Source organism: Mycobacterium adipatum (genome assembly GCF_001644575.1).
Lineage (GTDB): Bacteria > Actinomycetota > Actinomycetes > Mycobacteriales > Mycobacteriaceae > Mycobacterium > Mycobacterium adipatum.
The window spans coordinates 1,528,893-1,546,764 of the sequence record NZ_CP015596.1; the positions used below are offsets into that span (position 1 = coordinate 1,528,893).

The 17,872-nt window shown below is 67.4% G+C and carries 18 protein-coding genes; 9 read left to right on the forward strand and 9 right to left on the reverse strand.

Annotated elements, in window-relative coordinates; translation table 11 throughout:
* The first annotated feature begins 1 nt into the window (after window position 1).
* From A7U43_RS07190 to A7U43_RS07225, 8 genes are read left to right on the forward strand one after another with little or no spacing between them, the layout of a single operon-like run.
* Window positions 2-1,204: an MCE family protein gene (locus tag A7U43_RS07190; RefSeq protein ID WP_067992828.1), complete on the forward strand. Its 1,203-nt coding sequence runs from the start codon at window positions 2-4 to the stop codon at window positions 1,202-1,204.
* Complete coding sequence (locus tag A7U43_RS07195; protein ID WP_067992832.1) at window positions 1,204-2,238, forward strand: MCE family protein; 1,035 nt, start codon at window positions 1,204-1,206, stop codon at window positions 2,236-2,238. The genes A7U43_RS07190 and A7U43_RS07195 overlap by 1 nt, the downstream gene beginning before the upstream one ends.
* Window positions 2,231-3,289 carry an MCE family protein gene (locus tag A7U43_RS07200; protein WP_067992835.1) on the forward strand — a complete coding sequence of 353 codons (1,059 nt, stop codon included), beginning with the start codon at window positions 2,231-2,233 and terminating at the stop codon, window positions 3,287-3,289. The genes A7U43_RS07195 and A7U43_RS07200 overlap by 8 nt, the downstream gene beginning before the upstream one ends.
* Window positions 3,286-4,677 carry an MCE family protein gene (locus A7U43_RS07205; RefSeq protein WP_067992837.1) on the forward strand — a complete coding sequence of 464 codons (1,392 nt, stop codon included), beginning with the start codon at window positions 3,286-3,288 and terminating at the stop codon, window positions 4,675-4,677. Before A7U43_RS07200 ends, A7U43_RS07205 begins: the two co-directional genes overlap by 4 nt.
* A complete protein-coding gene (locus A7U43_RS07210) occupies window positions 4,674-5,849 on the forward strand; it encodes an MCE family protein (RefSeq protein WP_067992842.1) in 1,176 nt (391 codons plus the stop codon). Before A7U43_RS07205 ends, A7U43_RS07210 begins: the two co-directional genes overlap by 4 nt.
* Window positions 5,849-7,633, forward strand: a complete 1,785-nt coding sequence (locus tag A7U43_RS07215; protein WP_067992845.1) for an MCE family protein — start codon at window positions 5,849-5,851, stop codon at window positions 7,631-7,633. The genes A7U43_RS07210 and A7U43_RS07215 overlap by 1 nt, the downstream gene beginning before the upstream one ends.
* The gene (locus A7U43_RS07220; RefSeq protein ID WP_067992847.1) at window positions 7,634-8,338 is read left to right on the forward strand and encodes a mammalian cell entry protein; all 705 of its coding nucleotides are present in this window, start codon (window positions 7,634-7,636) and stop codon (window positions 8,336-8,338) included.
* Window positions 8,338-8,823, forward strand: coding sequence for a mammalian cell entry protein (locus tag A7U43_RS07225; RefSeq protein WP_067992850.1), 486 nt, complete (start codon window positions 8,338-8,340; stop codon window positions 8,821-8,823). The genes A7U43_RS07220 and A7U43_RS07225 overlap by 1 nt, the downstream gene beginning before the upstream one ends.
* On the opposite strand, the gene A7U43_RS07230 is transcribed toward A7U43_RS07225, so the two are convergent.
* Window positions 8,810-10,264, reverse strand: coding sequence for an alpha,alpha-trehalose-phosphate synthase (UDP-forming) (locus A7U43_RS07230; protein WP_068002109.1), 1,455 nt, complete (start codon window positions 10,262-10,264; stop codon window positions 8,810-8,812). The two genes, A7U43_RS07225 and A7U43_RS07230, sit on opposite strands and share 14 nt — an antisense overlap.
* A 6-nt stretch (window positions 10,265-10,270) precedes the next feature.
* Entirely contained in the window at window positions 10,271-10,435 is a 165-nt protein-coding gene (locus A7U43_RS29620; RefSeq protein ID WP_105361631.1) for a hypothetical protein, read from the reverse strand.
* 59 nt (window positions 10,436-10,494) lie between these two features.
* On the opposite strand from A7U43_RS29620, the gene A7U43_RS07235 reads away from it, so the two are divergent.
* Window positions 10,495-11,331, forward strand: coding sequence for an SDR family oxidoreductase (locus A7U43_RS07235; protein WP_067992856.1), 837 nt, complete (start codon window positions 10,495-10,497; stop codon window positions 11,329-11,331).
* Between the two features lie 5 nt (window positions 11,332-11,336).
* Here A7U43_RS07235 and A7U43_RS07240 read toward each other — a convergent pair whose 3' ends face one another.
* From A7U43_RS07240 to A7U43_RS07270, 7 genes are all read right to left on the reverse strand, one after another.
* Entirely contained in the window at window positions 11,337-11,663 is a 327-nt protein-coding gene (locus A7U43_RS07240; RefSeq protein WP_082902037.1) for a DUF732 domain-containing protein, read from the reverse strand.
* A 77-nt stretch (window positions 11,664-11,740) separates the two neighbouring features.
* On the reverse strand, window positions 11,741-12,229 hold the full coding sequence (locus A7U43_RS07245) for a (2Fe-2S)-binding protein (protein ID WP_067992862.1): 489 nt from the start codon (window positions 12,227-12,229) through the stop codon (window positions 11,741-11,743).
* Complete coding sequence (locus tag A7U43_RS07250) at window positions 12,222-13,097, reverse strand: FAD binding domain-containing protein (RefSeq protein ID WP_067992864.1); 876 nt, start codon at window positions 13,095-13,097, stop codon at window positions 12,222-12,224. Before A7U43_RS07250 ends, A7U43_RS07245 begins: the two co-directional genes overlap by 8 nt.
* Window positions 13,094-13,774, reverse strand: a complete 681-nt coding sequence (locus A7U43_RS07255; RefSeq protein WP_067992865.1) for an SRPBCC family protein — start codon at window positions 13,772-13,774, stop codon at window positions 13,094-13,096. The genes A7U43_RS07250 and A7U43_RS07255 overlap by 4 nt, the downstream gene beginning before the upstream one ends.
* A 3-nt stretch (window positions 13,775-13,777) precedes the next feature.
* Window positions 13,778-16,102 carry a xanthine dehydrogenase family protein molybdopterin-binding subunit gene (locus A7U43_RS07260; protein WP_067992868.1) on the reverse strand — a complete coding sequence of 775 codons (2,325 nt, stop codon included), beginning with the start codon at window positions 16,100-16,102 and terminating at the stop codon, window positions 13,778-13,780.
* 135 nt (window positions 16,103-16,237) lie between these two features.
* The gene (locus A7U43_RS07265) at window positions 16,238-17,383 is read right to left on the reverse strand and encodes an XdhC family protein (protein ID WP_067992871.1); all 1,146 of its coding nucleotides are present in this window, start codon (window positions 17,381-17,383) and stop codon (window positions 16,238-16,240) included.
* A 24-nt stretch (window positions 17,384-17,407) separates the two neighbouring features.
* Complete coding sequence (locus A7U43_RS07270; protein WP_067992873.1) at window positions 17,408-17,872, reverse strand: hypothetical protein; 465 nt, start codon at window positions 17,870-17,872, stop codon at window positions 17,408-17,410.

Below are 17,872 nucleotides of genomic sequence, written 5' to 3' on the forward strand. Positions count from 1 at the left end.
GATGTCCGAAGGAACTGCCAAACGGAGTCATGTCAGGATCGCCGCCGCGATCCTGGCGACGATCGTCGTCCTCGCGGTGTTGTTCACGTATCTGTTCTTCACCGCGGCGTTCACCCCCACCGACACCGTCACCGTGACCTCGCAGCGGGCCGGCCTGGTGATGGAGCGAGACGCCAAGGTCAAGTACCGCGGTATCCAGATCGGCAAGGTCAGCGAGATCGCCTACGCCGGCGACCAGGCGGAGCTGACGCTGTCCATCAACCGCGACCAGATGCGCTTCATCCCGTCGAACGCGATCGTGAAGATCGCCGGAACCACGGTGTTCGGCGCGAAGTCGGTGGAGTTCCTGCCACCCGAGGATCCGCGGGACACCCCGCTGCGGTCCGGCACCAGTGTCGCCGCCGCCGACGTGCAACTCGAGGTCAACACGCTCTTCCAGACCCTCACCGACGTGCTGCACAAGATCGACCCGATCAACCTGAACGCGACGCTCAGCGCCCTGGGGGAGGGGTTGCGGGGTAACGGTGACGACGCCGGCGCCGCGATGGCGGGGCTGAACAGTTATCTGGCCCAGCTCAACCCGAAGCTGCCGACGGTGGCCGAGGACTTCCGCAAGACCGCCGTGGTGGCCAACATCTACGGTGACGCCGGCGAGGACCTGGCGACCATCCTGGACAATGCGCCCCGGCTGGCCCAGACGATCGTCGACGAGCAGGACAACCTCAACGCCGCACTGCTGGCCGCCACCGGGTTCGCCCAGAACGGCACCGCCACACTGGAACCGGCCGCCGACGACTACATCGCGGCGATCCAGCGGATGCGCGCGGTGCTCAAGGTGGCCGGCGACTATTCGCCGGTGATCGGTTGTCTCCTGCAGGGCACGTCAAAGGCGCTGGACAACTTCGCCCCTATCATCGGCGGTATCCGGCCCGGCCTTTATGTATCGTCTAGCTTTCTGCCCGGCGCGCCGGCCTACACCTACCCAGAGGGTCTGCCGGTGGTGAATGCATCGGGCGGACCGAACTGCCGCGGGCTGCCCGATGTCCCGGGCAAGCAGCTCGGCGGATCTTGGTACCACACGCCGTTCCTGGTGACCGACAACGCCTACGTGCCCTACCAGCCGAACACCGAACTGCAGTTCAATGCGCCCTCGACGCTGCAGTTCCTGTTCAACGGCGCGTTCGCGGAACGGGATGATTTCTGATGAATCAGACGAGAACCCTGGTGAACGTCATCGTGTTCACCCTGGCGATGGTGTTGGTGGCCGCCGGACTGGTGGTGGTGTTCGGACAGTTCCGGTTCGCCTCGAGCAACCAGTTCTCGGCCACCTTTACCGAGGCGTCGCGGCTGAAATCCGGCAACGATGTCCGCATCTCGGGCGTGCCGGTCGGCTCGGTCGGCGACGTGAGGCTCAACCCGGACAACACCGTCAACGTCACCTTCGATGTGGACAAGCGCTACCAGCTCTACACCTCCACCCGTGTGGCGGTGCGCTACGAGAACCTGGTCGGCGACCGCTACATGGAGATCACCTCCGGCCCGGGCGAGCTGAAGAAGCTGCCGGCCGGGGCCACGATCTCCAAGGACAACACCGAGCCCGCACTGGATCTCGACGCACTGCTGGGCGGATTGAAGCCGGTGCTCAAGGGGCTGGACGGGGACAAGGTCAACGAGGTCAGCAACGCGGTCATCGAACTGCTGCAGGGTCAGGGCGGCGCGATCCAGAGCCTGCTGTCCAACACGAGCTCGTTCAGCCAGCGCCTGGCCGACCGGGATCAGCTGATCGGTGACGTGATCACCAACCTGAACACCGTGCTCGGCACGGTCGACGAGAAGGGCGAGCAGTTCAACGCCAGCGTCGACGAACTGCAGAAGCTCATCACCGGTCTGGCCGAGAACCGCGACCCCATCGCCGGGGCGATCGCGCCGCTGGCATCGGCGGAGAACGACCTGACCGAGATGCTGGAGCTCTCGCGCCGCCCGCTGCAGGGTGTCATCGAAAACGCCCGCCCGCTGCTGCAGAGGATGGACGAGCGCAAGGCCGATATCAACAAGGTGATCGAACCGCTCGCGGAGAACTACCTCCGGCTGAATGCGCTGGGTGCCTACGGCGCGTTCTTCAACATCTATTACTGCTCCATCCGAATGAAGATCAACGGTCCGGCCGGCAGCGACATCCTGATCCCGTTCGGTGGCCCGCCGGACCCGACGAAGGGGAGGTGTTCGGAAAATGGTTAGTCCAGACCGCAGCAATCCGCTGCGCACCGGGATTCTCGGCATCTTTGTGGTGGCGTGCTTGGTGCTGGTGTCCTTCGGTTACACCGGCCTGCCGTGGTACCCGCAGGGCCGCGATTACGAGGCCTATTTCTCCGACGCCGGTGGCATCTCGCCGGGTAACGATGTCGCGGTGTCCGGCATCAAGGTCGGTAGCGTGACCTCGGTCTCGCTGGCCGGCGACCAGGCCAAGGTGGGCTTCACCGTTGACCGGAACATTAAGGTGGGCAACCAGACTCTGGTGGCCATCAAGACCGACACCGTGCTGGGCCAGAAGTCGCTGTCGGTGACCCCCGGCGGCAGCGGCGATTCGACCGTCATCCCGGTCGGGCGCACCACCACCCCGTACACCCTGAACACCGCGCTGCAGGACCTCGGCGGCAACGTCAGCGCGCTCGACAAGCCGCAGTTCGAACAGGCGCTGCAGACCCTCACCGACACCCTGCGCGATGCGACCCCGCAGTTGCGCGGAGCGCTCGACGGGGTGGCGAATCTGAGCCGCAGCCTGAACACGCGTGATCAGGCGCTCGAAGAGTTGCTGTTGCACGCCAAGAAAGTCTCGGACACGCTGGCCCAGCGCGCCGGTCAGGTGAACCAGCTGATCACCGACGGCAACCAATTGTTCGCCGCCCTCGACGAGCGCAGGCAGGCGCTCAGTACCCTCATCGCCGGTATCGACGATGTCTCGCATCAGCTTTCCGGTTTCGTCGCCGACAACAAGCGGGAGTTCCTGCCGGTGCTGCAACGCCTCGATGCGGTGATGGCCAACCTGCTGGAGCGCAAGGAACACATCGGTGAGGCGCTCAGGCGGCTGCCGCCGTACGCCACGACGCTGGCCGAGGTGGTCGGTAACGGGCCCGGCTTCAACATCAACCTGTACGGCCTGCCGCCGGCGAGCATTGCCGAAGTACTGCTGGACGGCTACTTCCAGCCGGGCAAGCTGCCGGACAGCCTCGCCGACTACCTGCGCGGACTGATCTCGGAGCGCACTCTCGTAAGGCCTAAGTCGCCATGACGGACAATACATCTGGCAAGAGCACATGGCTGCGCAGAACCCTTGCGGTGGTGCTCGCGGTCCTGTTGGCCGTCGGTGTCTATCTGGTGTGGCCGAGCCGCGGCGGTCACCGGGTCGTCGCCTACTTCCCGACCGCGGTCGGGCTATACCCGGGCGACGACGTCCGGATCGTGGGTGTACCGGTGGGGCGCATCGATGCGATCCAGCCGCGCGCCCAGGACGTCAAGATCAGCATGACGCTGGATGACGGCATCCAGGTGCCGGCGAATGCCCAGGCGATCATCATCGCGCCGAATCTGGTGTCGGCCAGGTTCATCCAGCTGACACCGGCCTACACCGACGGTGATGTGCTGGCCGACGGTGCGGAGATCGGGCTGGACCGCACCGGTGTGCCGGTCGAGTGGGACGAGGTCAAGGAGCAGCTCACCGCGTTGAGCACGCAACTCGGCCCGCAGGAGGGTGGCCTGCAGGGGCCGCTCACCCAGTTCGTCAACCAGGCCGCCGATACGTTCGACAACAACGGTGACTCGTTCCGCCAGGCACTTCGCGAACTCTCGCAGACCGCCGGGCGCCTGGGGGATTCGCGCACCGACCTGTTCGGCACCATCCGCAACCTGCAGGTGCTGGTGAATGCGCTGTCCAACAGCAACGAGCAGATCGTGCAGTTCACCAATCACGTGTCCTCGGTATCGCAGGTGCTGGCCGCGAGCACCCAGGATCTCGACGCCACCCTGGGCGCGCTCAACCAGGCGCTCGGCGATGTCCGCGGTCTGCTCAGCGAGTCCAACGCCTCGCTGATCCAGTCTGTCGGCAGGCTCAGTGAGTTCACCCAGATCCTCACCGACCACAGCGATGACATCGAGCAGATCCTGCATGTCACACCGAACGGTCTGTCGAACTTCTACAACATCTACAACCCGGCGCAGGGCACCGTCGGCGGCCTGCTGTCGCTGCCGAACTTCGCCAACCCGGTGCAGTTCATCTGCGGTGGCACCTTCGATGTCGGTACGTCCCCGGACAACTACAAGCGCGCCGAGATCTGCCGCCAGCGGATGGCGCCGGTGCTCAAGCGGATCACCATGAATTACCCGCCGATCCTTTTCCACCCGATCGACAGCATCACCGCTTATAAGGGGCAGATCATCTACGACACCCCGGAAACCCAGGCGAAGGCCGAGACACCGGTGCCGTACCTGCAGTGGCAGCCCGCGCCCGGGGTCACCCCGCCGGTCGCACCGCCCGGTGGCAACCTCAGCCAGCTGATCCTGCCGCCACCGGCGGTGCCCGGTCAGATCTCACCGGCAGGTCCGGTGCCGCCGGCTCCGCCGATGGGTGCGGGCCCGCTGCCGGGGCCTGCCCCGGCGCCTGCGGAAGGGGCGGGCGGATGACATCGATCAAATCCATCCTGATGCGAGGAACCGCCCTCGGCGGCGGCACGCTGATGCTGGCCGGTTGCCAGTTCGGCGGGCTGAACTCGCTGAACATGCCCGGCACCGCCGGGCACGGCACCGGCTCGTACACCATCACCGTCGAACTGCCCGATGTCGCGACGCTGCCGCAGAACTCGCCGGTGATGCTCGACGATGTCACCGTCGGCAGCGTCTCGGGCATCGAGGCGGTGCAGCGGCCCGACGGGACGTTCTACGCCGCGGTGCAGCTGTCGCTGGACGGCGATATCGACCTGCCGCAGAACTCGACGGCCACCGTGGCGCAGACCTCGCTGTTGGGATCCCAACACGTGCAGCTCGCTCCGCCGCTCGATGATCCCGTGGGCAAACTGAAGCAGGGCTCGAACATCCCGATCGGCGCGATCGGGCGCTACCCGACCACCGAAGAGGTGCTGTCCGCGCTCGGCGTGGTGGTCAACAAGGGCAACCTCGGTGCGCTGCAGGACATCACCGATGAGGCATACGCGGCGGTTGCGGGGCGGACCGGTAGCTTCGCCGACCTGCTGCCCCGGCTGGCCGAACTGACCGCATCACTGGACCGCCAGACCGAGGACATCCTCACTGCGGCCGAAGGGCTCAACCGGTTTGCCTCGATCCTGGCGCAGAGCAAGGACAATCTCGGCCGCACGCTGGACAGCCTGCCGAACGCGTTGCTGGTGCTGAACAACAACCGCGACAACATCGTCGACGCCTTCGCGGCGCTGAAGAGTTTCGCGGAAGTGGGTTCGCGGGTGCTCTCGGAGACCAAGACCGATTTCGCGGCCGACATGAAGGACCTGTTCCCGGTTGTCAAGGCGCTCAACGACAATGCCGATGACTTCATTAAGGATCTCGAGTTTCTTCCGACCTTCCCGTTCCACTACAAGTACATGCGTAATGCCGTCCGCGGTGACTATTTGAACGTGTTCGTGACGTTCGACCTGACCGTGCGGCGCCTCGGTGAGTCGGTGTTCACCACGTCGTTCTTCGACCCGAACATGAAACGACTCAGCGAGGTGATCAACCCGCCGGACTTCTTGACCGGTGCGATGGCCAATCTCTCCGGGCAGGCGGCCGATCCGTTCAAGATCCCGCCGGGCACCGCGACTCAGCACGATGGGGGGACGCCGTAATGCTGACCCGTCTGACCCGTTTGCAGTTGTCCATCTTCGCGGTGGTGACGGTGCTGACCGTCACCGCGATCTCGGCCTTCTATCTGCACGTCCCCGCCGCCATGGGGATCGGCACCTACGACGTCACCGCGGAGTTCAAGGCCGGGGGCGGGCTGTACTCGAACGCCAACGTCACCTACCGGGGCGTGACCATCGGGCGCGTCGAAGCGGTCGGGTTGACGAACGACGGTGTGCAGGCGCAGATGCGGCTCAACACCGATACCGAGGTGCCGGAGAACGTGACGGCCACCGTGAAGAGCGTCTCCGCGGTCGGCGAACAGTACATCGACCTGGTGCCACCCAGCGATGAGGACGGCGGCGCGGCCCCCGGACTGCTGCGCAACGGATCGAACATCGGGGTCGAGCGCACCGCGATCGGCCAGGACATCGCCGGGATGCTCAAGCAGGCCGATGACCTGGTGGCCAGCGTCGGCGACGCCCGGATCCAGGACCTGCTGAAGGAGACGTTCAAGGCGTTCAACGGATCGGGGCCGGAGCTGGCGCGGCTGATCCAGTCCGGGCGCGATCTGATCGACGAGGCGAACGCGAGTTACGGGCAGACCAGCCAGCTGATCGATCAGGCCGGCCCGTTCCTGGACTCCCAGATCACCGCGGGTGACGACATCCGTTCCAGTGCGGACGGGCTGGCCCGGCTGACCACCGAGGTCGCCAACGCCGACTCCCAGTTCCGTTCGACGTTGCAGACCGTGCCCGGGGCGGTGGCGGAGGCGAACACCACGTTCGAAGGTATCCGGCCGACGTTCCCGGTGCTGGCCGCGAACCTGGCCAACTTCGGCCGCATCGGAGTGATCTATCACAAGTCGATCGAGCAGGCCCTGGTCATCTTCCCGGCGTTGATGGCCGCGTTGCTCACCGTCGCCAGCGGTGTGCCCGCCGACGAGGGCGGCAAGCTCGACTTCAAGGTCAACCTCGGCGATTCGCCGCCGTGCTCCACGGGCTTCATCCCGCCCTCGGAGATCCGCTCGCCGGCCGATACCACCCTGCGTGAGCTGCCGACGGACCTGTACTGCAAGACAGCGCAGAACGACCCCGCGGTGGTGCGCGGTGCCCGCAACTACCCGTGCCAGGAGTTCCCCGGTAAGCGCGCGCCCACCGTGCAGCTGTGCCGTGACCCGGCCGGTTATGTGCCGATCGGCAGCAACCCGTGGCGTGGTCCGCCGGTGCCGTATGACACCCCGATCACCGATCCGCGGAACATCACGCCGCCGAACAAGTTCCCGAACATCCCACCGGCCAACGATTACGACCCGGGCGCACCCGCGGTCCAGCTGCCTCCGGGTGTGACACCGGGACCGGGTCCGGCCCCGAATGCACCGTTCCCGAATCCGGTGCCGCCGAACGACAATGCGCCCGCACCACCGTGGCCGTACTACGCGCCGCCGGACCAGGTACTGCCCCCCTACGGCCGCCAGGTCCCGATGCCGCCATTGCCGCCGGGTACGCCGATCTACCGGCCCCCGGGCTCGACGGCGCCCGGACTGGCTCCGCCGCCGGAGGCGCTGCTGCCCCCGCCGCCCGCGCCGGGCCCACCGCCGCCGGCTCCGGGTCCGCTGCCGGCTGAACAGCCCCTTGCCAGCGCTGCATTGACGAGCACCTACGATCCGAAGACGGGTGTCTTCGCCGACCCGGCGAGCGGCGAGACCGGGGTGTTCGCACCCGGTAGCGACGAGTTCACACCCGCGGAGAACTGGGTGGATCTGATGATGGCGCCGAGGCAGATGTAGATGCCTGACCTGAACGACACTGAGCACAACACCGAAGAGAGCATCGAGAGCAGGCGGACCCGGAGGCGGGCATCACGGGCTGCGGGCCCGGCGGCCGCGCCGGTGGGCGAGCCCACCGCCAAGGTGGTCGTGAGCGCGCCGGTGCCCCGCCCGACACCGTCGGCGCCCATCGCGCTGCCCCCGCGCCAACCCCATCGTGCGATGGTCGCCCTGGTGTCCGGGGTGGCCGCGCTGATCGCTGCTGCCGCACTGGTGGCGGTGGTGGCCGTGCTGATGGTGCAGCACCGTCACGCGGAGGATGTGCAGGCGCGGGATCAGCGGTTCGTCGACACCGCCGAACAGACCGTGATGAACATGTTCAGCTACGACCAGAACACCATCGACGAGAGCGTGAACCGGTTCGTCGACGGCACCAGCGGTCCGTTGCGGGACATGCTGAGCCAGGACAACAACGTCGACAATCTCAAGGCGATCTTCCGCGACACCAATGCCACCTCCGAGGCGGTCATCAGCGGTGCCGCGCTGGAGAAGGTCGACGAGATCGGCGGCAATGCCGCGGTGCTGGTCTCGGTGCGGGTCACCGTCACCGACCTGGAGGGCGTCAACAAGCCGTCCCAGCCCTATCGGATGCGGGTGATCGTGCACGAGGACGACAACGGCCACATGACCGGCTACGACCTGAAGTACCCCGAGGGTGGAAACTGATGCGCACCAGACTGGTTCAGCTGGCTGTAGCGGTCTTCGCGCTCGGTCTGATCGCCCTGTCGGCGGCGGCGGGTGGGTTGTACTGGGACCGGGTGCAGACCCGTGCCGCCGAGCAGGCCGAGGCGGTCCTGCCGGGTCTGGCCATCGAGCAGATCCCGCGGGTGTTCGGCTACGACTTCCAGACCGTCGAGCGCAGTCTCACCGAAGCCGCGACGCTACTGACGCCGGAGTACCGGCGCGAATTCGAGGAACGCGCCACCCAGGACATCATCCCGCAGGCACGCGAACGTCAGGTGATCAGCCAGGCACACGCGGTCGGTGCGGGTGTGATGAGCGCACAACGGGATTCGGCGTCGGTGCTGGTGTTCATGAACCGCACCGTGACCGACAAGGCCAAGCAGCCCGTCTATGACGGCAGCCGCCTGCGCGTCGATTATCAGAAGATCGACGGCAAGTGGTTGATCAGCTACATCACTCCGATTTAGCGGTGGCCAGGGCGTCCAGGAACGCCCGCGCCCAGCGGTCCACGTCGTGGGCGAGCACCTGGCGGCGCAACGCGCGCATCCGGCGCTTGCCGTCCTCGACGGTCTGATTGAGGGCCTGCTCGATCGCATCGCGGACACCGTCGGTGTGGTGCGGGTTGCACAGATACGCCTGGCGCAGTTCGGCTGCGGCACCGGTGAATTCGGAAAGCACCAGTGCTCCGCCGAGATCGCTGCGGCACGCCACGTACTCCTTGGCGACCAGGTTCATACCGTCGCGCAGCGGGGTCACCAGCATCACGTCGGCCGCCACGAAGAACGCGATCAGCTCGTCGCGGGGTAGCGGTCGGTGGATGTAGTGCACCACCGCGTGCCCGACCTCGCCGTACTCGCCGTTGATGTGGCCGACCTGACGCTCGATGCCCTCGCGCATCTCGATGTAGCTCTCGACCCGCTCCCGGCTGGGTGTGGCCAGCTGGATCAGCACGGTGTCGCTGCGGTCGGCGCGGTTCTGTTCCAGCAGTTCGGAGAACGCCTTGAGCCGGACGTCGATGCCCTTGGTGTAGTCCAGCCGGTCGACGCCGAGCAGGATCTTGCGCGGGTTACCCAGCTCGGCGCGGATCTCGCGGGCCCGTTGCCGGACGGCCTTGTCCCGTGCCTTGCGGTCCAGATCGGCGGAGTCGATGGAGATGGGGAACGCGCCGACCTTGACGGTGCGGAATCCGACCTGGACCTCGCCGAAGCGGGAGCGCACCCCGATGGAGGCGCGCGAGGTGTTGGCGCCGATCAACCTGCGGGCCAGGATCAGGAAGTTCTGGGCGCCGCCGGCCAGATGGAAGCCGACCAGATCGGCCCCGAGCAGACCCTCGATGATCTCGGTGCGCCAGGGCATCTGCATGAACAACTCGACCGGCGGGAACGGGATGTGCAGGAAGAACCCGATGGTCAGGTCGGGGCGCAGCATGCGCAGCATCTTGGGCACCAGCTGCAGCTGGTAGTCCTGGATCCAGACGGTGGCACCCGGTGCCGCGGCTCGCGAGGTGGCCTCGGCGAACCGGCGGTTCACCTCGACGTAGCGCTCCCACCACTGCCGGTGATAGGTCGGTTTGACGATGACGTCGTGATACAACGGCCAGAGCGTGGCGTTGGAGAAGCCCTCGTAATACAGCGCGACGTCCTCGGCGGACAGCCGCACCGGGTAGAGCTTCAGGTCATCCTGGACGATGGGTTCCTCGTCGCCGTCGGCGACACCGGGCCAGCCGATCCAGGCGCCGCGTTGCTTGCGCAGGATCGGTTCCAGGGCGGTGACCAGCCCACCGGGGCTGCGCTTCCAGGTGGTGGTGCCATCGGGTAGCACCACCTGATCGATCGGCAGCCGATTGGCGACCACGACGAAATCGGCTTGGCCCCCCTCTGGGGCGGAGTCGTCGGTATCGACTCCCATCGACACCTAGGCCTCGAGCTTTGCCGGTCCGATACCGAGCATGGCGAGGAAGGTGCGACATTCGTCGGCGTCGGTGGCGTAGGCGGCCACCACGCGGCGAGCCATGCTGGCGGTGTCGTCGGCCACGGGCTCGACGTCGCCGATCTCGGCGCTATCTGTTTTGGCGGGCATCACATAATTCTAGGCGAAGTCCCGGCCATCGCCGTCGGCACCCGTGTAAATGTGTAGCTGTGCAAATTACTTTGGCAGGACAGACGGTCCTGGTGACCGGCGGTGGAAGCGGTATCGGCAAGGGTGTGGCGGCGGAGGTGGTCGCCAGCGGCGGCAACGCCATGCTGGTCGGGCGCAACGCCGACAAGCTGTCGGCGGCGGTGGACGAGATCACCGCGGGGCCCGGGGATGGCGAGGTGCGCTTCGAACCCGCCGATGTCACCAACGAGGACGAGGTGGCCCGCGCGGTCGACGCGGCGACGGCGTGGACGGGCCGGCTGAACGGAGTGGTGCACTGTGCGGGCGGCACCGAGACCATCGGCCCGCTGACGCAGGTCGATTCCGAGGGCTGGCGCCGCGCGGTCGACCTGAATGTCAACGGCAGCATGTACGTGCTCAAGCATTCGGCGCGCGAACTGGTGCGCGGCGGCGGTGGGTCCTTCATCGGGATCTCGTCGATCGCCGCGAGCAACACCCACCGCTGGTTCGGTGCCTACGGGGTCACCAAGGCCGCGCTGGATCACCTGATGATGCTGGCCGCCGACGAACTCGGGCCGTCCTGGGTGCGGGTGAACTCCATCCGGCCGGGCCTGATCGCCACCGATATGGTCGCCCCGATCCTGTCCATGCCGGAACTCAGCGGTGACTATGCGGCCCAGACCCCGCTGCCGCGCCACGGCGAGGTGGAAGACATCGCGAATGCCGCGGTGTTCCTGCTCAGCGATGCCTCGGGCTGGATCACCGGTCAGGTGATCAATATCGACGGCGGTCACGGTCTGCGGCGCGGACCCGATCTGTCGGCGATGCTGGAGCCCGTCTTCGGTGCGGACGGGCTGCGCGGGGTCGTCGAGCGCTAGCCGGACTACTTCTGCAGCTTCTCTGCGCAGTACGCCTGCGCGGCGATACCGGCGAAGGTGGTGATCTCGTCGTTGGACAGGTCGGCGTTGTCCTTGATGTAGTACAGCGCCTTCTCGATGCCCTTGTCGCCGCCGTTGCCCAGCTTGCGGCACATCGACTGGGCCATGTCGATCGCCTTGGAGTCGGTGCCGACCTGCACACCGTGCTCGGTGAGTGCCGCCAGGAACTGCTGATCGGTCTCGGTCGGTTCGTCGGCCGCGGCCGGTGCCGCGAGCGCGGTGGCGGCGCCGACGGCCACGATGACCGCGCCCATGACGCTCTTGAAACTCATCGGTTCTCCTGTCCCGTCACCAACGCACAGTACGCACACGCACACTGTGGTGAATATCGGCAGGTGAAGCGGCTGCGTTACGGAGTGGCACCCTCGTCGATGTGCTCGGCGGCGCGTTTCACCGCGTTGACGATGCCCTGATAGCCGGTGCACCGACAGAAGTTGCCGGACAGGCCCTCCCGGATCTCGGCATCGGTGGGGGACGGATTGTCGGCCAGCAGCGCGGTGATGGAGGTGACGAAACCGGGCGTGCAGAAGCCGCACTGCAGGCCGTGGCATTCCCGCATGGCGGCCTGTACCGGTGAGAGCTCACCGTCGGGGGATGCGATGCCCTCCACGGTGGTCACCTCCCGGCCGTCGGCCTGCACGGCCAGCACCAGGCAGGACCGTACGGCCTGGCCGTCCAGCAACACCGTGCAGGCGCCGCAGGCGCCGTGCTCACAGCCAAGGTGGGTGCCGGTCAGCCCGCAGTTCTCCCGGAGGTGATCGGCCAGCGTCACGCGCGGTTCGACGGTGTCGCGGTACTGGCGACCGTTCACCGACACCGCGACGGGTAGTTCATGCATCGAGTGCCTCCGTGGTTGCGTCGGTCCAGGCTCGGGCGACCATCGCCGCTCCCACCCGGGTGCGGTAGGACGCCGACCCTTGCAGATCGGCCGGGATGTCTTCGAGTTCGGACAACGCCAGCCGCCCGAATTCCGCCGCGGTGATGTCGGAGACGGCCCTGCCGGTGATCGCCCGCTCGGCCGGGGTGCCCCGTTCGGGCGTGGAACCCAGCCCGAGCAGGCCCACCGCGCAACGCTTCACCCGGTTCTCGGCGTCGAGTTCGACGGCCACCGTCGCACCCGCGATCGCGAAGTCGCCGTGCCTGCGCGCGAACTCGTGCACGGCAAAACCGGTTCGTCCGGACCAGACCGGGAATCGCACCGCGCGCAGCAGTTCGTCGGCGGCCAGCGAGTTCTCCCACAGGCCGGTGAAGAAGTCGGCTGCCGCGATCTGACGGTCACCGCGTGACGACGCCGCATCGATGGTGGCGTCCAGCGTCAGCGCCACCGCGGCGAACTCGGCCGCCGGGTCGGCATGGGCGATCGCGCCACCGAGTGTGCCCCGGTTGCGGATCTGGAAGTGCCCGATGTGTGGGGTGGCCAGTGACAGCAGCGGCACCGAATCGGCCACCTCGTCGTCCATGCCCACCAGCGCATGCGCGGTGCCCGCCCCGATGACCACCTGGTCGTCGATCAGATCGATGCCCTGCAGTTCGGGTATCCGGGAGATGTCGACCAGGTTCTCGAAATGCGTCAGGCGCATCGCCAGCAGGGGAATCAGGCTCTGTCCGCCCGCGAGTACCTTGGCCTCGTCGCCGAACTCGGCGAGCACGTCCGCTGCCTCCTTCACCGACTCGGCCCGGTGATAGGCGAACGGTGCGGGTTTCATGCGAGCAACCGCGTCAGCAAGGCCTGCAGTTCGGCAGACGCCGTGGGCGCTGCGGTCCGCTTGCGCCGGCCCACCAGGAATCCGATGGCGCCGGCGGCCGCGGCGGCGGCCAGGGCGGGCCCGTAGCGCTTGGCGACCGGCACGGCGACCACCTTCAGCAGGTCGACGGAGTCGGAGGGCTGCGCGGCGGCCGTGGCCGCCTCGGTGGACGGTGCCACCGTGGAAGCCGGTGCGCCACCGAGCAGTTCGGCCTCCAGGCTACGGGCGAACTGGGCGATCAGGTTGCCCGAGACGTCGGCGAGAACGCCGCGGCCGAACTGGGCGGCCTTTCCGGAGATCGCGAGATCGGTGCAGATCACCACCGTCGTCGAGTCGCCCTCGTCCTTGAGTTGCGCGGTCACGGTGGCGGCCGCGGTGCCGTTGCCCCGGGTTTCCTTGCCTTCGGCCTTGAGCACGATCCGCTGGGCGGCGCTGTCCTTCTCCTGATAGGTGGCAACACCCTTGTAGGACACGGTGATCGGTCCGACCTTGACCTTCACCGCACCGGTGAAGTCGTCGCCGTCGACGCTGAGCAGGGTGGCGCCGGGCAGGCACGGGGCCACCCGTTCGACATCGGTGAACACGTCCCAGACTGTGGCCGCGGGTACCGCGACCCGGAATTCGTTGTTGAGCTCCATGTTTCAGCGGGTCCCTTCTGCATGTGCCTCGATGAGTTCGATGATCTTGGCCGGGGTGGCGGGCATCTGGGTGACGGTCACGCCCAGTGGGGCCAGCGCGTCGTTGATGGCATTGATGACCGCCGGCGGCGATCCGATGGCGCCGCCCTCACCGGCACCCTTGTAGCCGCCGACGCCGGGTCCCGGGATCTCGATGTGGCCGAACTCGATAGCCGGAACCTCGGTGGCGGTGGGCAGCAGGTAGTCCACGAAGGTGGAGGCGATCGGGTTGCCTGCGTCGTCGTAGGCCAGCTGTTCGAGCAGAGCGCCGCCGATGCCCTGCACGGTGCCGCCGGCCACCTGGCCTTCGACCACATTCGGGTTGATCATCGGCCCGACGTCCTCGCTGACGATGTAGCGGGTCAGCGTGACCTGGCCGGTCACGATGTCGACTTCGCAGGTGCAGGCGTGGGTTGCGTTGGCCCAGTGGATCATCGCCTGCGAATTGAATCGTGCGGTCGCCTCCAGGGTGGGGGAGACGCCGGCCAGCTGAGCGGGGTCGTAGTAGGACCGGTACGCGATATCGGCGAAGCTGACGCTCTTGTCGCGGTCACCGATGAGGACGGCCCGGGAATCAGCGAGCTCGATATCGTCGGGCTCGGCGCCGAGTATCTGGGCTGCGATCGCGACGATCTGTCCGCGCAGGACGGTGCCCGCTTCGTTGACCGCGCCCGCGGTCATCGGTGCGCTGCGACTGCCTTGGGTGCCCGCGCCGTACGGTGTCACCGCGGTGTCACCCTGGATGGTGGCCACGTCGTTGATATTGGCGCCCAACACGTCTGCGGTGAGTTGGACGACGGTGGTCTCGATGCTGTTGCCGCTGGAGCCGCCGTTGACGTAGACGTTGATCTTGCCCGTCGATTCCATCCTGATGGTGGCGCCCTCGGTGGCGAGGTTTCCGGTCGCCGCGCCGGTGGGCTCGATATAGGCCGAGAATCCGAGCCCGATATAGCGGCCCTGAGCCAGCGCCTCGGCCTGTTCCTTGCGGAAGCCCTCGAGGTCGAGGATCTTGACCGCCTGCTCGAAGGTGTCCGCCGGTGCGCAGTTGTCATACGGCATGCCGTTGGGGTTGAAGAACGGCATCTCGTCGCCACGCAGGATGTTGATCCGCCGCAACTCTGCGGGGTCCATCCCGATCTTGCGCGCCGCGATATCCAGAAGCATTTCCCGGGTGAGGGTTTCGTACTGCCACGGGCCCCGGTAGGCGTGTAGGCCGGGGGTGTTGGAGAACACCGTTTTGTAGTTGAAGCTGGCCTTGGGCACCCGGTAGGGGCCGGGGAAGAACATGCCGATCGCGGCGGTGGTGAGCACCGGATACGGCGTCGGGTAGGAGCCGACATCCTGGACGAAGTCGATATCGGCGGCCAGGATCTTGCCGTCGGCGTCAAAGGCCATCCGGACGGTGCCGTCGACATGGCGGGACTGCCCGGCCGACATCAGGTTCTCGCGGCGATCCTCGATCCACTTCACCGGCGCGGACACCTGGCGTGCGGCGAGCATGATGCTCATGTCCTCGCGCATCGGAACGACCTTCTGGCCGAACCCGCCGCCGGTGTCGCGCACGATGACGCGCACGCCCTGGGCGGGGATGCCGAGCAGGCGGGCGGCGAAGGCGCGCAATTCGTGTGGGGTCTGCGTGGATCCCCAAATGGTGAGTTCGGAGGTGGCGGCCGTCCATTCGACGACGATGCCCCGGGTCTCCATCGGAACCGGTACGTACATCTGCTGGTAGATGCGTTCTTGCACGACATGTGCTGCCGAGGCGAACAGCTCCTCGTCGGGCGGCATCCCGCCCATACCGCCGGCGACATTGTCGGGGTAGGCCTCGTGCACGATGACCTCTGATCCGACGGCCTTCCGGAAATCGGCGACCGCGGGCAGCGGGGTGTAGTCGACGTCGACCAGGTCCACGGCATCCTCGGCAAGGCGCCGACTCTCGGCGACGACGATGGCGACCGGGTCGCCGACGAACTTCACCTCGCCTTCGGCCAGCGGCGGGCGGGGGGTGTCCGGGACGTCCCGGCCGGCCACCGCGTGCCAGGCCTCGTGGACGCCGGGGTTGATGTGTGCGGCGGTGAACACCGCATGCACGCCGGGCAGCGCGAGCGCTGCCCGGCTGTCGATGCCGTTGATCGTGGCGTGCGCGAACGGGCTGCGCACGAAGCAGGCGTGCAACATCCCGGGCCGTTGCACGTCGTCGACGAAGGTGCCCTTGCCGGTCAGCAGGCGGGTGTCTTCGACGCGTGGCACTCGGGTGCCGGCGTAGCGGGCGGCGACGGTTCCCGTCACTGGGGCTCCTGTTCGATCGACTGCTTGCGCGTGTAAGTGGGCTACATCACACGTTCTTGCGAGCGGCGTTAGCCTACCCCGAGAAGCTGCATTCCAAAAGAGGAGAGTGGCGTTACCGCTCGTCGTTGCTGGTGATCAGGCCGGCTCGTGGTGGATCCGGCCGTCCACCGCGGTCAGCGGCCGTCCGCCACCGCCCCACCGGCGGGCGATGATCTCGGCGACGATGGACACCGCCGTTTCCTCCGGCGTGCGCGCGCCGAGGTCGAGTCCGATGGGGCTGGACAGCCCCGCCAGCTCGGTCTCACCGAGACCGGCCTCGCGCAACCGGGCCAGTCGGTCGAGATGGGTGCGCCGCGACCCCATTGCCCCGATGTATCCGACCTCGTTCAGCCGCAGGGCGACCTGGAGGGCGGGCACGTCGAACTTGGGGTCGTGGGTCAGTACGCAGATCGCGGTCCGCGCATCGATGGCGCCGAGTTCCTGCTGGGCGTGCAGATAGCGGTCGGGCCAGTCGACGATCACCTCGTCGGCCGCCGGAAAACGGGCCGCCGTCGCAAAGACCGGGCGGGCATCGCACACCGTCACGCGGTAGCCGAGGAAGGTGGCCTGCTGGGCCAGGGCGGCCGCGAAGTCGATGGCGCCGAAGATCAGCATGCGTGCCGGCGGGGCGTAACTCGCGACGAAGACCGCCATGCCGGTGTCGGTATCGCCCGTGGTCTCGTCCACCCGTTCGCCGTCGGGCCCGTAGGACAGCACCGTGGTGCGGCCGGCCAGCAGCAGTCCGCGGGCGTCGTCGGCCACCGCGGCATCGGCGCGTCCGGAACCCAACGTCCCGGCCACGGTGTCCGGCTCGACGATGAGGTGTCGGCCCAGCCAGGCGTGGTCGGGATGCGCGATCACCGTGGCCACCGCCACCGGGCGATGGGCGGCGATGGTCGCGGCGACGTCGGCGAGCTGCGGGAACGTCTGCTGCGACACCGGTTCGACGAACACGTCGAGAATGCCGCCGCAGGTCAGGCCGACGGCAAAGGCGTCGTCGTCGCTGAAGCCGTAACGTTCTAGCGCCGGCACCCCGGTGGACACCACCTCGGCGGCCAGCTCGTAGACCGCGCCCTCGACGCAGCCGCCGGACACCGACCCCGCCACGGTGCCGTCCGGGGCGACCACCAGCGCCGCGCCCGCCGGCCGCGGTGCGGACTTGATGGTGCGTACGACGGTGGCCAGGCCGGCGGTGCCACCGGCCCGCCAGGTGGCCATCACGGCATCGAGAACCTCACGCACATGTCGGAGTCTATGTGTGCGGCGCTAGCCGTCGCGTTCCCAGAGGCAGTGTCCGGTCATCGAGATGTCGAACAGGCTCGGCAGGACTTCCAGTGAGAGAGCTTGCCCGGCAACACCTTCGGCCGTCACCGGTGCTCCCAGAACGCCCGCGCTGACCACGACCTGCTGGGTCGCGGCACAACGAGTGTCCGGATCCAGTGGCGTCGCCGTCCACGGACCCGGCGACAGATTGGGGTTGCGCAGGCCGCCGCCGTGCAGTGCCATCACCGGGCCGAAGCTGACCCAGCGGTCGATGGGGTCGGTCGGAGCCGTGGCCGCCTGCCAACGCTGCTGCTGACAGATCAGCGGCAGTGCCTGCCCGAACGGCAGGGTGGCCGCGCCGGTCAGTTCCGCTGGGCACGCCGAATACGGTTGTGGCACAGCGGGATCGGCGCGCACCGGAGCGGCCGCCGCGAGCGCGGCGCACAGTAGTGCGGCGAGTGTGCGCAT

What these genes read in the sequence shown, in the direction of transcription:
- A7U43_RS29620 (WP_105361631.1), bottom strand. Translation starts at nt 10,435, where the DNA reads ATGCCCGCCAAAACAGATAGCGCCGAGATCGGCGACGTCGAGCCCGTG.
- A7U43_RS07210 (WP_067992842.1), top strand. Translation starts at nt 4,674, where the DNA reads ATGACATCGATCAAATCCATCCTGATGCGAGGAACCGCCCTCGGCGGC.
- A7U43_RS07195 (WP_067992832.1), top strand. Translation starts at nt 1,204, where the DNA reads ATGAATCAGACGAGAACCCTGGTGAACGTCATCGTGTTCACCCTGGCG.
- A7U43_RS07190 (WP_067992828.1), top strand. Translation starts at nt 2, where the DNA reads ATGTCCGAAGGAACTGCCAAACGGAGTCATGTCAGGATCGCCGCCGCG.
- A7U43_RS07240 (WP_082902037.1), bottom strand. Translation starts at nt 11,663, where the DNA reads ATGAGTTTCAAGAGCGTCATGGGCGCGGTCATCGTGGCCGTCGGCGCC.
- A7U43_RS07205 (WP_067992837.1), top strand. Translation starts at nt 3,286, where the DNA reads ATGACGGACAATACATCTGGCAAGAGCACATGGCTGCGCAGAACCCTT.
- A7U43_RS07245 (WP_067992862.1), bottom strand. Translation starts at nt 12,229, where the DNA reads ATGCATGAACTACCCGTCGCGGTGTCGGTGAACGGTCGCCAGTACCGC.
- A7U43_RS07220 (WP_067992847.1), top strand. Translation starts at nt 7,634, where the DNA reads ATGCCTGACCTGAACGACACTGAGCACAACACCGAAGAGAGCATCGAG.
- A7U43_RS07200 (WP_067992835.1), top strand. Translation starts at nt 2,231, where the DNA reads ATGGTTAGTCCAGACCGCAGCAATCCGCTGCGCACCGGGATTCTCGGC.
- A7U43_RS07225 (WP_067992850.1), top strand. Translation starts at nt 8,338, where the DNA reads ATGCGCACCAGACTGGTTCAGCTGGCTGTAGCGGTCTTCGCGCTCGGT.
- A7U43_RS07215 (WP_067992845.1), top strand. Translation starts at nt 5,849, where the DNA reads ATGCTGACCCGTCTGACCCGTTTGCAGTTGTCCATCTTCGCGGTGGTG.
- A7U43_RS07230 (WP_068002109.1), bottom strand. Translation starts at nt 10,264, where the DNA reads ATGGGAGTCGATACCGACGACTCCGCCCCAGAGGGGGGCCAAGCCGAT.
- A7U43_RS07270 (WP_067992873.1), bottom strand. Translation starts at nt 17,872, where the DNA reads ATGCGCACACTCGCCGCACTACTGTGCGCCGCGCTCGCGGCGGCCGCT.
- A7U43_RS07255 (WP_067992865.1), bottom strand. Translation starts at nt 13,774, where the DNA reads ATGGAGCTCAACAACGAATTCCGGGTCGCGGTACCCGCGGCCACAGTC.
- A7U43_RS07250 (WP_067992864.1), bottom strand. Translation starts at nt 13,097, where the DNA reads ATGAAACCCGCACCGTTCGCCTATCACCGGGCCGAGTCGGTGAAGGAG.